Annotated in this window: 16 protein-coding genes; 6 read left to right on the top strand and 10 right to left on the bottom strand. The window is 60.6% G+C overall.

All coding sequences use genetic code 11. From position 1 onward, the window contains the following. Positions 1 to 131: 131 nt before the first annotated feature. Positions 132 to 1,883, top strand: coding sequence for an adenylate/guanylate cyclase domain-containing protein (locus ACR0AO_RS05745; protein ID WP_480601046.1), 1,752 nt, complete (start codon positions 132 to 134; stop codon positions 1,881 to 1,883). Here the strand turns inward: ACR0AO_RS05745 and ACR0AO_RS05740 are convergent. The 4 genes from ACR0AO_RS05740 to ACR0AO_RS05725 are packed head-to-tail and all read right to left on the bottom strand — an operon-like array spanning position 1,880 to position 5,366. Then, positions 1,880 to 2,461, bottom strand: coding sequence for a retropepsin-like aspartic protease family protein (locus tag ACR0AO_RS05740; protein ID WP_480601044.1), 582 nt, complete (start codon positions 2,459 to 2,461; stop codon positions 1,880 to 1,882). The genes ACR0AO_RS05745 and ACR0AO_RS05740 overlap by 4 nt on opposite strands. A 42-nt stretch (positions 2,462 to 2,503) precedes the next feature. After that, positions 2,504 to 3,124 (bottom strand): MarC family protein, encoded by a 621-nt coding sequence (locus ACR0AO_RS05735; RefSeq protein ID WP_480601041.1) that lies wholly within the window; start codon positions 3,122 to 3,124, stop codon positions 2,504 to 2,506. Then, the gene (locus ACR0AO_RS05730) at positions 3,121 to 3,513 is read right to left on the bottom strand and encodes an ACT domain-containing protein (RefSeq protein WP_480601039.1); all 393 of its coding nucleotides are present in this window, start codon (positions 3,511 to 3,513) and stop codon (positions 3,121 to 3,123) included. Before ACR0AO_RS05730 ends, ACR0AO_RS05735 begins: the two co-directional genes overlap by 4 nt. Continuing rightward, positions 3,510 to 5,366 carry an ABC-F family ATP-binding cassette domain-containing protein gene (locus ACR0AO_RS05725; RefSeq protein WP_480601037.1) on the bottom strand — a complete coding sequence of 619 codons (1,857 nt, stop codon included), beginning with the start codon at positions 5,364 to 5,366 and terminating at the stop codon, positions 3,510 to 3,512. The genes ACR0AO_RS05730 and ACR0AO_RS05725 overlap by 4 nt, the downstream gene beginning before the upstream one ends. A gap of 107 nt (positions 5,367 to 5,473) precedes the next feature. Between ACR0AO_RS05725 and ACR0AO_RS05720 the strand changes: the two genes are divergently transcribed. Then, positions 5,474 to 6,673, top strand: coding sequence for a multidrug effflux MFS transporter (locus ACR0AO_RS05720; protein ID WP_480601035.1), 1,200 nt, complete (start codon positions 5,474 to 5,476; stop codon positions 6,671 to 6,673). Positions 6,674 to 6,692: 19 nt separating this feature from the next. Here the strand turns inward: ACR0AO_RS05720 and ACR0AO_RS05715 are convergent, their stop codons facing one another. Further along, positions 6,693 to 6,968, bottom strand: coding sequence for a hypothetical protein (locus tag ACR0AO_RS05715; RefSeq protein ID WP_480601033.1), 276 nt, complete (start codon positions 6,966 to 6,968; stop codon positions 6,693 to 6,695). A gap of 200 nt (positions 6,969 to 7,168) precedes the next feature. Here ACR0AO_RS05715 and ndk point away from each other — a divergent pair, with 200 nt between their 5' ends. After that, positions 7,169 to 7,591 (top strand): nucleoside-diphosphate kinase, encoded by a 423-nt coding sequence (gene ndk / locus ACR0AO_RS05710; protein ID WP_068334875.1) that lies wholly within the window; start codon positions 7,169 to 7,171, stop codon positions 7,589 to 7,591. A 103-nt stretch (positions 7,592 to 7,694) separates the two neighbouring features. Here the strand turns inward: ndk and ACR0AO_RS05705 are convergent, their stop codons facing one another. Then, positions 7,695 to 8,048: a TfoX/Sxy family protein gene (locus ACR0AO_RS05705; RefSeq protein WP_480601031.1), complete on the bottom strand. Its 354-nt coding sequence runs from the start codon at positions 8,046 to 8,048 to the stop codon at positions 7,695 to 7,697. Positions 8,049 to 8,339: 291 nt separating this feature from the next. On the opposite strand from ACR0AO_RS05705, the gene ACR0AO_RS05700 reads away from it, so the two are divergent. Together ACR0AO_RS05700 and ACR0AO_RS05695 are read left to right on the top strand one after the other, a co-directional pair. After that, positions 8,340 to 10,043 (top strand): M10 family metallopeptidase, encoded by a 1,704-nt coding sequence (locus ACR0AO_RS05700; protein WP_480601029.1) that lies wholly within the window; start codon positions 8,340 to 8,342, stop codon positions 10,041 to 10,043. A gap of 77 nt (positions 10,044 to 10,120) precedes the next feature. Beyond that, the gene (locus ACR0AO_RS05695; protein ID WP_480601027.1) at positions 10,121 to 11,347 is read left to right on the top strand and encodes a cytochrome P450; all 1,227 of its coding nucleotides are present in this window, start codon (positions 10,121 to 10,123) and stop codon (positions 11,345 to 11,347) included. A 3-nt stretch (positions 11,348 to 11,350) separates the two neighbouring features. On the opposite strand, the gene ACR0AO_RS05690 is transcribed toward ACR0AO_RS05695, so the two are convergent. Then, complete coding sequence (locus ACR0AO_RS05690; protein ID WP_480601024.1) at positions 11,351 to 11,932, bottom strand: carboxymuconolactone decarboxylase family protein; 582 nt, start codon at positions 11,930 to 11,932, stop codon at positions 11,351 to 11,353. Positions 11,933 to 12,081: 149 nt separating this feature from the next. Between ACR0AO_RS05690 and ACR0AO_RS05685 the strand changes: the two genes are divergently transcribed. Beyond that, a complete protein-coding gene (locus tag ACR0AO_RS05685) occupies positions 12,082 to 13,188 on the top strand; it encodes a hypothetical protein (RefSeq protein ID WP_480601022.1) in 1,107 nt (368 codons plus the stop codon). A gap of 7 nt (positions 13,189 to 13,195) precedes the next feature. On the opposite strand, the gene ACR0AO_RS05680 is transcribed toward ACR0AO_RS05685, so the two are convergent. Genes ACR0AO_RS05680 through ACR0AO_RS05670 form a run of 3 tightly spaced genes read right to left on the bottom strand, consistent with a single transcriptional unit; the run spans position 13,196 to position 15,067 of the window. Next, a complete protein-coding gene (locus ACR0AO_RS05680; protein ID WP_480601020.1) occupies positions 13,196 to 13,540 on the bottom strand; it encodes a carboxymuconolactone decarboxylase family protein in 345 nt (114 codons plus the stop codon). A 10-nt stretch (positions 13,541 to 13,550) separates the two neighbouring features. Then, complete coding sequence (locus ACR0AO_RS05675; RefSeq protein ID WP_480601018.1) at positions 13,551 to 14,312, bottom strand: amino acid ABC transporter permease; 762 nt, start codon at positions 14,310 to 14,312, stop codon at positions 13,551 to 13,553. A gap of 14 nt (positions 14,313 to 14,326) precedes the next feature. Then, positions 14,327 to 15,067 (bottom strand): amino acid ABC transporter ATP-binding protein, encoded by a 741-nt coding sequence (locus ACR0AO_RS05670; RefSeq protein WP_480601016.1) that lies wholly within the window; start codon positions 15,065 to 15,067, stop codon positions 14,327 to 14,329. Between the last annotated feature and the right edge of the window lie 24 nt (positions 15,068 to 15,091).

Below are 15,091 nucleotides of genomic sequence, written 5' to 3'. Positions count from 1 at the left end.
TGCCCGGATCGCAGGACGGTTCCCGTTTCGAAAACACGCTTGACGTGGTAAGAAGAGAGGCCATGGATGCGCGCTCCTGATTGCAAAGCGCTGTCCGGGCGGTGTTGCAGGATATTTCGTGTGAGGGGATTTTGGAACGGAAACTGACGGCCATCCTTGCGGCGGATGTAGTTGGGTTTTCGCGCCTGATGGGGGCGGACGAGGCGGGAACGCTTGCCCGCCTGTCCGGCTTGTTTCGAACGCTGGTCCGGCCGGCGATTACCTCAAGGAATGGCCGGATCGTCAAGCTGATGGGCGACGGGCTGCTGGCCGAGTTCTCCAGCTCGGTCGCGGCGGTGGAATGCGGTGTCGACATCCAGCGGGCGCTGGCCCGGACGGCGGCGGCGCCGGATGAACGGATCGTTTTGCGGATCGGGGTGAATAGCGGCGATGTCATCCTTCAGGGACAGGATATCTATGGCGAGGGCGTCAATATCGCCGCGCGCCTTGAGGGGCTGTCGCAACCCGGCGGCCTGTGCATTTCGGAAGATGTCTATCGTCAGGTCAAAGGCAAACTGACTGCGCATTTCCAGGATCTGGGGCCGCAAAAGCTGAAAAACATCGAAGGCGAGGTGCACGCCTATGGGATCGACCCGGACCCGGCGCGGCTGTCGGCCGAGACCTTCGAGGTTCTGACCGGCGAGCGGTTGGAAATTCCCGAACAGCCCTCGATCGCGGTGCTGCCTTTCGACAACATGTCAGGCGAGGCTGAACAGGAACATTTTACCGACGGTCTGACCGAAGACATCATTACCGCACTGTCCCATTTGAATGGCCTGATCGTGATGGCCCGCAACTCGACCTTCGTGTACAAGGGCCGGTCCATCGACGTGCGTCAGGTCGGGCAGGATCTGGGAGTGCGCTATGTGCTGGAAGGCAGCGTCAGGAAGGCGGGGGACCGTATTCGTCTGACAGCACAGCTGATCGACAGCCAGACCGGCGCGCATGTCTGGGCGGATCGCTATGACCGGCGGTTCGAGGACATATTCGCGGTTCAGGACGAACTGACACGGGAAGTCGGGGTCGCGCTGGCGGTCAACCTGACCCACGGCGAAGAGTTGCGGGTCTGGTCCGAGACCACTCCGGATTTCGAGGCCTGGGAATTGATGTTGCGGGCATTGCAGATGACATACCGCTTCACCAAGGAGGGTCATCTGGAAGCAGAGCGCCTTTATCGCAGGGCAATTGCCATCGACCCCGATTTTCTTGGCTTCCGGGTCGGTCTGGGCTGGACGCTGGCCGCCGGGGCGCGGTTCGGGTTCATGCCGGAAGCGGAGGCGGCTTTTGCCGAGGCGCTTTCCTTAAGCGACAAGCTGTTGGAGCAGGATAGCGGCATGGCGGATGCTTATGGCCTGCGTGGGTATATTCTGACAAACCAATCGGAATTCGAGCCTGCGATTGCCAGTTTGAAAAAAGCGGTCGAGTTGCGCCCGAACGTCTCGCTGTTTCACGCGGTCCGGGCCATCGCGCACAACTATTGCGGCGAATTTGATGCGGCGCTGAACTGTATGCGCAAGGCGATGCGCTTGTCGCCTTATTGCCCCGACTGGTATCTTAGCCATCTGGGAGATGCCTATCGCGGTTCTGGAGAACTGGAAAAAGCCAGGATCGTCTACCAGCATTTGCAGATGCGAATGCCCGGCAGCCTGATAACGCAGACCCGCCTGGCCATGATCCATGCAGATTTCGGCAATTTGAGCGAGGCGGCAAAGAGCGTGGAGGCGGTTCTGTCCATCAGCCCGCAATTCTCGGTGGACAAATTCGTGGCGCTGACCCCGTTCAAGACCGAGGCATTGCGGCAGGACTTGCGGTCATCGTTGCTGAAGGCGGGGTTGCCTGCCTAGCGCTGCAGGATCAGCTTGCCGTTGGCAAAGCTCATATGCGAGAACCGCTGAAGATAGTCCATGCCCAGCAGGGACTGGTTCATGTCGCCCTCGTTGACCCAGGCCGAGAGTCCGGTATCGGTGAACGGGCCGAGCGCGATACTGTCCAGCCGCACCGGCGCGGTGCGGACCTGGCCATTGGCGGTCATGGCGCGACCGAAATAGTTCAGCCCGTTCACGTCGATGCCGACACGTTCGGCGTCGCGGTGGTTGAGTACGACCTGGCTGGCGCCGGTATCGACAAGGAAGGTTACCGGTTTACCGTTGATCAGAAGCTGCAGATAGTAATGCCCGTCCGGGGCGCGGGGCACCTCGACGGCGCTGTCCGAGACCACCATCTGCGGGGCGGGGCTGACGGTGGTGCGGACATCTTCCCACAGGCCGACGGCGGCGATCACGCCAACAAAGATCAGCACCCATGCGGCGGCCTGTTGCATGGTGCGGCTAAGGTTCTGCCGGTTGTGGGTGATGAACCACATCAGCAGCGCCGATCCCAGCAGGACCAGATAAATCACGCGTGCGATGTTGTCGCCATCCATGTCGATCACCCCTTTGCGAAGCCTTGCAACAGATATGGGGGTTCAGGCGGCGAAACCAAAGGTCTTGAGCCCGTCAAGGATGAACTGCACCGAAAGTGCGGCCAGCAACATGCCGAGAAGGCGGGTCAGCACGTTCAGACCGGTCTTGCCCAGGAACCGGCCCAGCGTGCCGGAAGACAGATAGAGGAGAAACACGAAGGCCAGAACCGACAGCATGACGGCGATCACCACCGCCAGCCCTTGCAGCCCCGGTTGCTGGCCGGCCAGCAGGATCATGGTCGCGATCGAACCCGGACCGGCGATCAGCGGGATGCCAAGCGGAAAGACCGACGGGTCGGCATGGTCTTCCTCTTCGGCGCGGTCCTCGCGGCGCTTGGTGCGGCGTTCGAACAGCATGTCGAGCGCGGTCAGGAACAAAAGAACCCCGCCGGCGACACGGAAGGCGGCCATGGAGATACCGACAAAGCCCAGAACCGCCTCGCCAAAGGCGGCGAACATGGCAAGGATGGCAGCGGCGGTCAGACAGGCGCGAATGGCGATGCCGCGCCGGGTGGCGGCGTCCATGCCCTGCGTCAGCGCCATGAAGATCGGCGTCTGCCCCGGCGGGTCGATCACCACGAACAGGGTGGTGAAGGCGGTGATCAGAAAGGCTGTGTCGATCATTGCGCGGATTCCTGTTGCAGGCGGATCAGGATTTCAAGCGCCTGCTTGGCCTTGTCCGAGGGCACATAAACATGGTCGTGGTGATAGCCCGCGACCATGTTGGCGGGTATTCCCGCCTGTGCCAGCGCGTTGGAAACGGCGGCGGTCAGGCCGACTCCATCCAGCGCCGAATGCACCTGCAACGTGATGCAGCGCATCGGCAGGGCGTCGTCGGGCGCGGCGGCGAAAGGAACGATCAGCGACAGGCCTTCGTCCTCGACATAGCTGGCGACGGTTCCTGCGGGCCAGTCCCTGCCGTCGGGCCAGCGGGTGAAGGCAAACTCACCCTCGCGCAGCAGCGGATGCATGCCCGAGATCATGGCGTTGGTGTCGCTGACGGGCGTGCTCATGCCACCGCCTCGGCCGCTTCGAGCCGCTCGGCAGCGGCGACCCAGAGCGTTTCGGCGCGCTGCATCGCCTCGCTTACTTCGGCGAACTTGCGGTTCCAGGTTTCCAGATCTGCCACCTTGTCGCTGTCATAGAGCGCCGGATCGGCCAGCTTGGCCGATAGCTTGTCGTGCATGTCCGTCAGTTTCTCGATCCGCTCTTCGCATTTGCGCAGATCGGCACGCAGGGCGAGAATGGCCTCGCGCGAGGGGCGCTTGGGTCTGGACGCTTGCGGCTTTTCCTTTGCCTCGGGTTTGTCGCGGGCCAGGAGCAGGTCGCGATACGCTTCAAGATCGCCCTCGAACGGTTTCACCGTGCCGTCCGAGACAAGCCACAGCCGGTCGGCCACGAGGCTGAGAAGGTGCATGTCGTGGCTGACCAGGATCACCGCGCCGGAATAGGTGGTCAGCGCCTCGACCAGCGCCTCGCGGCTTTCGATATCCAGATGGTTGGTCGGTTCATCGAGGATCAGCATATGCGGCGCGTCAATTGTGGCGATCAGCAGCGACAGGCGCGCCTTTTGTCCGCCCGAAAGCCGCCCGACCTCGGTTTCCGCCTGCGCGGAACCCAGGCCAAATCCCGCCAGCCGCGAACGGTGTTTCGTGGGTGTCTCGCCGGGGCGCAGGCGCCGCAGGTGGTCAAGAGGGGTTTCGTCGACATGCAATTCGTCCACCTGATGCTGGGCAAAGTAACCGATGCGCAGTTTCGAACTGCGCGTCAGCTTTCCCGCCATCAACGGCAGCCTGTCCGACAGCAGTTTCGACAGCGTCGATTTGCCCTGGCCGTTCTTGCCCAAAAGCGCGATGCGGTCGTCCTGATCGATGCGCAGGTTCAGCCGTTTCAGCACCGGCGTTTCGTCATAGCCGGTGACGCCGCCCTCCAGGTGGATGATCGGCGGGGCCATTTCTTCGGGCGCGGGAAAGGTGAAGGCGCGCAGGGCGGCCTCCTGCGGCGAGGTGATCGGCTGCATCCGGGCCAGCGCCTTGAGGCGGGACTGGGCCTGTTTGGCCTTGTCCGCCTTATAGCGGAAGCGGTCGACATAGGATTGCAGATGGGCGCGGCGCGCCTCCTGCTTTTTGGCCATGGCGCTGGCTTGCGCCAGTTTCTCGGCGCGCTGACGGGCAAACTGATCGTAGGGACCCTGATAGAGCGTCAGCCCGCGGTCTTCGAGATGCAGGATCGATCCCACGGCGCGGTTCAGCAGGCCGCGGTCGTGGCTGACGATGATGACCGTGTGGGGATATTTCGCCAGATAGCTTTCCAGCCACAAGGCTCCTTCGAGGTCGAGATAGTTGGTCGGTTCGTCCAGCAGCAGCAAGTCGGGCTGTGAAAACAGCACCGCTGCCAGCGCCACGCGCATCCGCCAGCCACCCGAGAAGTCGGAGCAGGGTTTGAGCTGATCCTCGTCGTCGAATCCCAGCCCCTTGAGGATCGAGGCGGCGCGCGCGCCGGCGCTCCAGGCGTCGATATCGGTCAGCCGTGTCTGCACTTCGGCGATGCGGGCGGGGTCTCTGGCGGTCTCGGCCTCGGCCATCAGCGTGGCGCGTTCCGTGTCGGCGGCCAGAACCGTGTCGATCAGTGACACGTCCGAGGCGGGTGCCTCCTGAGCCACGCCGCCGATACGGGCGCGGCGGGGCAGGGCGATGCTACCCGATTCGAGCGCCAGCTCGCCCCGGATCAGGCGGAACAGGGTGGTCTTGCCGGTGCCGTTGCGACCCACCAGGCCCACCTTGTGGCCGGTCGGGATGGTGGCGTTGGCGCCCTCGAACAGGGGGCGGCCTTCGACCGCGTATGTGATGTTTTCGATCCTCAGCATGAGGCGGCTCTTAACAGAGTGGTGAAGCCGCCGCCAGCGGGTTGAGATGGTCAGCGGCGGCGACCTGTGATAACGCGCAAAGGGTTTCACCCGTCCGGATTTCGATCATGCGCCCTGCTTCTGGTCCACCGCATATACTGACGCTCATTCTTGCCACGGCGCTGGCGGTGCTGACGCTGAACATGTTCCTGCCGTCGCTGGCCCAGATCGGCGCGGATTTCGGCGTCGATTACGCCGTCGTGAACCTGTCGATCTCGGGGTATCTGATCGTGACGGCGGTTTTGCAGCTGATCATGGGACCGTTGTCGGACCGGTACGGACGGCGGCCCGTGTTGCTGGTGTCGATGGCGATATTTGCGCTCGCCTCGGTCGGTTGCGTTCTGGCACAGTCGGTCTGGGTGTTTCTGGGTTTTCGTCTGTTGCAGGGGGCGGTGATTGCCGGGCAGGTGCTGTCGCGCGCGGCGATCCGCGATCTGTTCCCGCCCAACGAGGCGGCCAGCAAGCTGGGCTATGTGTCGATGGCCATGGCGCTGGCCCCGATGCTGGGGCCGATGCTGGGCGGGGTGCTGGAAATGGTCTTTGGCTGGCGTGCCGGTTTCGTCCTTTATGCGCTGCTGGGGGTGGCGATGCTGGTCTTGCTCTGGGTGGATATGGGAGAAACCAATACCCAGCGTTCGGCCACGTTCGGCCAGCAGATGCGGCAATACCCGCAGCTTTTCACCGCGCGCCGGTTCTGGGGTTACAGTTTGTGCGCCGCATTTTCGGTCGGCGGTTTCTATGCCTTTATCACCGGCGCGCCGCTGGTGGCGGCGGCGTGGTTCGATCTGAGCCCGGCGATGCTGGGGCTGGGCATCGGCGTCATCACCATGGGTTTCATGGCCGGTAATTTCATCACCGGCCGCATCGCCGCGCGCAGCGATCTTGTCGGCCTGATCGTGGCTGGACGCATATTTGCCAGCGCCGGGCCGCTGATCGGGCTGGCGGTGTTTCTGGGCGGTCAGGGCAATGTCTGGGTGTTTTTTGCCTCGGCGGTTCTGGTGGGGTTCGGCAACGGGTTGACACTGGCAAATGCGAATGCCGGTCTGATGTCGGTGCGACCGCATCTGGCGGGCAGCGCCTCGGGCCTGTCCGGGGCGATGACGGTGGCGCTGGGGGCGTTGCTGACCTCCGTCACGGGCGTGATGGTCACGGCACAGAATGCGCCGTTTGCGGTGCTGGGGATGATGTTCGGGTCAAGTTTTCTTGGCTTGCTGTCGGCACTCTATGTGCGTTGGGTGAACCAGCGCGATCCGTTGCCCGACTTCTGAGGTAGCTGGCGAAAAACTATCAGTTCAGATTTGTCGCCGCGTCTTCGAACGGGAAGGAAGCGAAGCCCACGAGCGGGTGATCGCCGTCATCGCTGAAGGCGAAAACGTGGATTTCGTCGTGACGCATCGTGGCTCGGCAGAACACACCTTCTTTGGCGAGGGATTTCGGACATTGCTCAAGATCGGCATGTGCGACGGCTGTCTCGAACAACTGGTATGTCAACGGAATCGCGATGGTTTCCGCAAGTGCGGGGGAGGCCGCGAGAAGGGATGTCAGAGCCAGTGCAAGTTTCATTTGTGTTACCTCGTTTTGTTTGATGATATCGTTCGCGCAGCTTATAGCTGACAGAAATAGTCGGAAAAGCAAGGAGGCATTCGGGATGTGCGTCAATCGCGCGCATTCCCCTCTTTATCCCGCAGATTGCCCGTGTTATCGGGGCGGCAATTCACATCAGGCCGGGCCATTGCCCGGTTTTTCATCACAGGAGCACACCAATGGCACTGGAACGCACGTTCTCGATCATCAAACCCGATGCAACCCGCCGCAACCTGACCGGCAAGATCAACGCCAAGTTCGAGGAAGCGGGCCTGCGCATCGTTGCGCAAAAGCGCATTCACATGACCAAGGAACAGGCCGGCAAGTTCTATGAAGTGCATGCCGAACGCCCGTTCTATGACGAACTGTGCGAGTTCATGTCCTCGGCGCCGGTCGTGGTGCAGGTTCTGGAAGGCGAAGGTGCCATTGCCAAGAACCGCGAAGTGATGGGCGCAACCAACCCCGCGGACGCCGCCCCCGGCACAATCCGTGCCGAGTTCGCTGAATCGGTTGGTGAAAACTCGGTCCACGGTTCGGACGCTCCGGAAACCGCCGCAGTCGAGATCGCCTATTTCTTCTCGGGCATCGAACTGGTCGGCTGATCCGCCGATCCGCTGATTTCCAAAAGGGCCGTCCCGACAAATCGGGGCGGCCTTTTCATATGCGGTGGAAGCGGCTTGCACCCGTCACGATTGCCATGCGGGGTCAGCCGGTGTCCGGTTTCAGATCGGCTGCGCTGACACGCACGCCAATGGCGTCCAGTTCCGCGGCAAGCTGGGCATCCGGTGCCGCTGTCGCGTTGGCCTTGATCCGGTCGAACCGTGCCCGCAATGCTTTCTTCTCTTCGCCCTTGCAATCGTTCCACGGGCGGCCCTGCAAACCCATCACCAGAACATAATAGCCGATGAAGTGCGGGCGGGATCCGGTTTCCAGCAAGCGGGCATAGGCCACGTCCGCACCCAGCGCGCGCAGTTCTTCTGCCGAATGAATACCCGCGCGGGTGCAGGCCTGTTCGAAGGCCGGGCCGAGGTTACGGATGGAGGAAACTGGTGAATTCAAAAGGTTAATCCATTCCGATGCCAATGAGTGTCATTTTTTCAACATCCGCCGGGATATTGGAAGCCGGTGCCAAACTTCGTTGAGACCCATCTCATTTTCAGGTTGTTGGTGTCTTGAGACTTTCTTGCAGTGGGAGAATGGCCGTCTCTGGCTTGGCATCATTCTCGGGAAGAAGCGTGACAAAGATCATGGACCACCGAGGCTGGGAATTCAACATCAATGGCGGCGGCTCTGGCCGGTCGGACCGGCGCAATTCGGTGTCGAAACAAATATCTGAAGGAAATTGAAATAGTGGCGCAAACCGTTCGGACCGAACAATCGCAAGATATTTTCGCACCTTGGCTGGCTGATAGGCACTGGCTGGTTCAGGACAGCAACTACGATCCGAATGGTGACGAATTCATTGCAACCTATGCGTTGGCGTACGCGTTTTCATCCCAAGCCTTCATGTTCGCCGCGTATGACTATCTCGGTAGCGCTGGGTACTCGCAACTGCAATCGGCATCGCAGGACATTCGCGACGCCGCCCAAATGATATTTGAGGAAATTGACGGGTTCGTTGATATTGAATTCTTCAAGAGCGCCAGCAGCAACGCGCCCATTCAGATCGCGATGGATCCGCGGGTGAGCGGCGCATACGCATACCTGCCTGCCGACGAAAAATGGGGTGGAGACGTCTTTTTGGGCACTTTCGTGGTCGACCCTACGCCCGGCAATGAAGCCTATCTTTATATTCAGCACGAGATTGGTCACGCCCTGGGGTTGGAGCATGGGCACGAAAAGCCCGAGTTTGTCGCCAGCGGCTATGACAGTCAGGAATACACCGTCCTGACATATTCGGACTATGCAGGCGATACGGACACTTATTCATTCGATTCAGGACCGATCGATTGGGCGCAGAGTTTCATGCAGCTTGATATTGCCGCGCTCCAGTTCCTGTATGGTGCGAATTATTCCGCGTCCGGGGAAATCTGGAGCGGAGATACCGTCTACGGATTTGCCCCGGACACAGGGGAGATGTTCATAAATGGTGTCGGGCAAGGCGCACCGGCCGGTAACCGCATTTTCCGTACCATATGGGACGGGCATGGCAATGATACGTATGATTTCAGCAACTATGCGACGGATCTTGTCGTTGATTTGGCCCCCGGTGCGTTTTCTTTGCTGTCCGAGGCGCAATTGGCGGATCTGGATCGCTTTTCCAATGATCCGGGCCGGATCGCTGCCGGTAACGTTGCCAATGCGCTTTTGGTTGATGGTGATCTTCGAGCATTGATCGAAAATGCGAACGGTGGTCAGGGCAACGACCATATTACAGGAAATGTCGCGGGAAACCGGCTTGAGGGCAGGCAAGGTCAGGATATGCTGTCGGGGTTGGGCGGTGACGATGTCCTTTTGGGAAATGGCGGCGACGATTTGCTGACAGGAGGTCTTGGGGCGGACTCGCTCAAAGGTGGTGCCGGGCACGATGTTCTGAAGGGGGCTCAGGACGAGGATATTCTGCTGGGTGGTCTGGGGGACGATCTGATCTCTGGCCACAGTGGCGATGACACACTCAAGGGCGGACAGAACGACGATACCCTGCGGGGGGGCATCGGCGACGATTTTGTCTCGGGTAACAACGGGGACGATGTTCTTCGAGGTGGCGGCGGGAATGACACCCTGGTGGGTGGAACCGGCCGGGATTTGCTGTTCGGAGATGACGGTGCGGATAGTTTCCGTTTCTCGGACGCAAGCCACAGCCCTGTTGGCGACAAGGTTGATTGCGTGAAAGATTTTGTCCAGGGCGAGGACATTCTTGATATTCGGGGCCTTGTCCTGACACCGGACCAGATATCTTTCGATGGGCAAGCCGATGAGGGTATCGTGCTGGTGGTGACAAGCGAAAACAGCAAAACAAGGCTGCTTGGGGATTTCGATGGTGACGGGCAGACGGATTTCGAAGTTACCATTTTGGGCGTGACATCATTGAGCGTCGATGATTTCCTGATCTGAACGTGTGACAACCGAGGTACTTCGTCCGTGCAAGCCGTTGTGTCTTGTAGTGTAGTGATCAGATTTGGATAATGTTCATGGTGTCGGAGCAGACCGAAGACGGAATACTGAAATTTGATCTTTCCCGAGCGCCTCGTGAGTTCGTGGACAATCCCTTTCCCTTCTACGATGCGCTCCTGGCCCATGCACCGGTGCTGCCGCAGCCAGATGGGTCGGTGCTGTTGAGCCGCCATGCGGATCTGGACCGGATATATCGCGACACAACGCTGTATTCCTCGGACAAGAAGGCGACGTTCGGACCGAAATTCGGGGTGGGTTCGCCTCTGTTTGAACACCACACCACCTCGCTGGTGTTTTCCGATCCGCCGCTGCACACACGGGTGCGCAAGATCATGACATCGGCCCTGACGCCGCGCGCGATCGCCAGAATGGAGCCGGGCCTGATCGAAGTGGTGGATCACCTGCTGGAGGCCATGGCAGGCAAGGCGCAGGCCGATCTGATCGAGGATTTCGCCTCGACCATTCCGATCCAGATCATCGGCAACCTGCTGGACGTGCCGATGGCGGAACGCGCGCCGCTGCGCGACTGGTCGCTGGCCATTCTCGGCGCGCTGGAGCCTGCGTTGACCGAGGTTCAGCTGGCGCAGGGGCACAAGGCGGTTGAAGAGTTCAAGACCTATCTCGAAGACCTGGTGGCGCGCCGCCGTGCCAGGCCGGGCGATCCGGAAACCGATGTTCTGACCCGGCTGATCCGCGGCGAGGGGGCCGGGGAAAAGTTGAGCGAGATCGAGCTTTTGCAGAACTGCATCTTCATTCTGAATGCCGGGCATGAGACCACGACGAACCTGATCGGCAACGGGCTGGCCTTGCTGAACGACCATCCGGAACAGAAACAGCGCCTGTTGGACGACCCCGGTCTGATCACTTCGGCGGTCGAGGAAATCCTGCGCTTTCGTTCGCCCAATCAGTTCGGGAACCGTGAATCCACCGCCGAAATCAAGCTGGACGGGACGGTTCTGCCGAAGGGGACCAACCTGCATCTGTGCATCGGTGCGGCGAACCGTGACCCGGCGGTATTCGACGACCCGGCCCGGTTCGACATTGGGCGCAAGCCCAACAGGCATCTGGCATTCGCGGGCGGGCCGCATATCTGCGTCGGGCTGACGCTGGCACGGATGGAAGGACGGATTGCCATTGGCCGGTTTCTGGCCCGTTACCCGGGATACCGCCTGTTGGATGGCCGGGTGCGCGGCGGGCGCATCCGATTTCGCGGATACGCGTCGCTGCCGGCGGCCATGGGCTAGGCGTCAGTCATCGCCCTTGTAATATCCGATGACGTCGTTTTCGGTGGTGCATCCCAAGCCGTTCAGCAATCGGTTGGAATAGTTGAAATAGGCGCAGACCTGATTGACTTCGAGAATTTCTTCGTCGGTCGCACCAGCGATTTTCAGGGCTTCGAAATCCGATTTCACCATCTTGCCGACATCTGTGGTCAGTTTGCCCGCATAGCGCAAAAGCGCCAGTTCCTTGCCGCCGAATTCATCCTCGGGGCGGTGGGCCTTGAGCGCCAGGAAAATCCGGTCGCTGCGGGGCTGGTCGCGCAGCAGATTGCGCACGTTCATGAAGTGGTGGGTCAGGGAATAGGTGCAGTCGTTCAGAATTGAGGTGTACGAGGCCACGACCTCAAGAAACCAGAACGGCAGCGTGTTGTCCTCGGAATGCAGCACCGAGCGATAGAGCGTGACGTGACCGTTCATGGTTTCGGGACGCAGCGAATGCACCCGCATCACCGTGTCGACCGTTCCATGCGGCGTGCGGGACTTGTCCAAAAGTTCCTTGAGGCGGCCCGTGGCCTCATCATCGCCGATCATCCGAATCCATGCGCTCATGTGTCTGTCCTCGCTTTTTGGCAACCATAAATGAGTGCACGTCCGGATGCTCAAGAAAAAAATGTACTGTCAGTAAATTTTCTTAGTGAGACCGGCTGCCGATCGCGGTATTGTTACCCGGAAAACTGCCATACGGCCTGGAGCAAAAAATGGATCGTGACCTTCAGATCGGCGCCAACAACCTGTTGCAGACTTGTGCGGGACTGTCCGAAGGTCAGAGTCTGCTGGTACTGCACGAAAATCCCGACGAGGAATATTATGACACCGCCATCCTTGATGCGGTGATGAACAGGGCGCGGGCTCTGGGCATCGCGGCGGAAACTCAGGAGGTGCCGCTTTGCCCCGACGGGGCGGAGCCGGACGACGCGTTGATCGGCCGGATGAAGCGGGCGGACCGGGTTCTGTTTCTGGCCCGCTATGGCGATCAGATCCGGTTCAATGCCGGAATGGAGGGGGTCAACCCGATCATGTGCTATGCGCTGGATGCGGGTATGCTTGGCTCTGGCTTTGGCCGGGGCGACTATCAGGGGTTTGTCGCGCTCAAGAATGCAATCAACGCGATGATGGCGGCGGCGAAGGATATTCGCGTCACCTGTCCGCTGGGGACGGATTTCCAAGGCACCGGTGCGAAATTCCCGGCCACCGGCGCGGATGTCACCGTCACCCGCTTCCCGATGTCCGTGTTCGCGCCCGTTCCGGCGGGGAATTTCAGCGGCACGGTGGTGCAGCACGGTTTTCTTGTCGGCACCGGGTCGCGGTTCTATCAGCCCTACGCCTGCCGGTTGGAGGCACCGGTGACATTCGACATTGCGCAGGGGCGGATTGACGGACTGGCGGGAGAAGAGGCGGATGTCCGCACCGCACGCCAGCATTATGAGCGGGTCGGGGCGCAATATGGCATCGACCCGTGGTTCGTTCATTCGTGGCACGCGGGGCTGCATCCCGGCTGTGCCTATGACCGGCCGGTTGCCGCGAATTTCGAACGCTGGAGCGGCGCGGCCTTTGGCAATCCGCGCCTGCTGCACATCCACACCTGTGGCGCCTATGCGCCCGGAGAGATTTCGCTGAACGTTCTGGACCCGACCATCCGGATCGATGGCGTGGAAGTGTGGAAAGACGGGCGGCTGAATCCCGCGGTGATTCCCGGAGGCAGCGATATTCTGGACCTCCACCCGGATATTGCCGCGCTGTTTGCCAGCCCGTCGCGTCAGGTCGGCCAGTGCCCCGAGGAAACGCTTTCGGGCCACTGGACCTGAACCGCGGTCATCCCGGCTTGGCCAAGAAGGTGTCATAGGCCTTGAGCGCCTTGGCGGAATAGGCCAGCGACGGCCCGCCACCCATGTAGGTGGCCATGGCCAAAGCCTCGCACATCTCGTCCCGGGTCAGCCCCAGACGCACCAGCGAGCGGACGTGAAAACCGATGCAACTGTCGCAACGGGTGGCAATCGCGATGCCGAGTGCCATGATTTCCTTGGTCTTTTCATCGAGTGCGCCGCTTTTCTTGGCGGCGGCGCCCATGGTGCCGAACCCTTTCATCGTGTCCGGCACCTCTTTGGCGTAAGTGCCGATATCGGCCTCGATCTCGGCCATGAATGCGTTCCAGTCCATGTCAGCCTCCTCAGCCGCGTTCGTCCGATCCCATGCGCCGTTCCAGCCAGCGCACCCCGGCGCTGATGATCAGGACCAGCACCAGATATTCGAAGATCAGCAATGTGTAGATTTCCAGCGGGCGGTATTCGGTCACCACCAGTTCGTTGGCGCGCCGGGTCAGTTCCTGCATGCCGATGACGCTGGCGAAGGCGCTCATCTTGACGATGTAGATGAACTGGTTGGCCAGGGGCGGAAGGATGCGCCGGATCGCCTGCGGCAGGATCACATAGCGCATGGTCTGCGCATAGTTCAGGCCAATGGTCTGCGCCGCTTCGCTCTGGCCTTTCGGGATCGACTGGATGCCCGCGCGATAGATTTCGGCGGTAAAAGCGCTGTCGGAAATCGCCAGGGTGATGATCGCGCCCCAGAACGGATCGATGGGAATGTCGAGCCCCATCGACTGGAACACGATGGGCAGGCCATAGAAAACCCAGAACAGCATCGGCAGCAGCGGGATCGAGCGGATGAACTCGACATAGACCCGGTTGATCAGGCGAACGGGCCAGCGGACGGATAGTCCCGGTAGGGCGACCAGAAGCCCGAGAATGATGGAGATCGCCGCCGCGATGAGCGAGATCAGGATCGTATCGCCCATGCCCGAGATCAGGAACTTGACGTTGGTCCAGCCCGTCGCGGTGCGCGGGTCGATCACATACCAGCCCCAGGTAGATGAGCTTGAGCATCCTGACAAAAACAGAATGGGCGCAAAAATAATGATATATTTCTTCATGATACGGCCCGTTCTTAATGTTGCAATATCTGACTTAGGAACTTTTGGCAGCGTTCCGAGCGCGGGTTGCCGAAGAATTCTTCGGGTGGGCCCTGTTCGACGATTTCGCCAGCATCCATGAACACCATGTTGTCGGCCACGCGGCGGGCGAACCCCATTTCGTGGGTGACCACGACCATTGTCATGCCTTCGCCGGCAAGCTCTTCCATCACGTCGAGAACCTCGGAGATCATCTCGGGGTCGAGCGCCGAGGTGGGTTCGTCGAACAACAGCACCTTGGGGTCCATGCACAGCGACCGGGCAATGGCCACCCGCTGTTGCTGGCCGCCCGAAAGCTGACCGGGGCGCTTGAGCGCCTGATCGGGAATGTGCACGCGTTCAAGATAGTGGCGCGCACGATCTTCGGCCTCTTTCCGGCTCAGTCCGCGCGCCTTGATGGGGCCAAGGGTGAGGTTTTCAAGCACCGTGAGATGCGGGAACAGGTTGAACTGCTGGAACACCATGCCGACATCCGAACGGATCGCGGCCACCGATTTAGGATCGTTGGTCAATTCGATGCCGTCGACGCGAATGGTGCCTTTCTGGTGTTCTTCCAGCCGGTTGATACATCTGACGACGGTGCTTTTGCCTGATCCCGAGGGGCCGCAGATCACCACTTTTTGACCGGATTCCACCCAAAGATCGATGTCCCGCAGGACATGGAACGTGCCATACCATTTATTTACGCCAATAAGTTCGATCGCTGTGTCCGGCACGATGCTCTCCCTGAGTGTATTTCC

The sequence above is a fragment of the Ruegeria sp. AF8 genome, from assembly GCF_056541825.1.
Note: the sequence above shows the minus strand (reverse complement) of the source record. Positions and strands in the feature narration are given on the sequence as shown.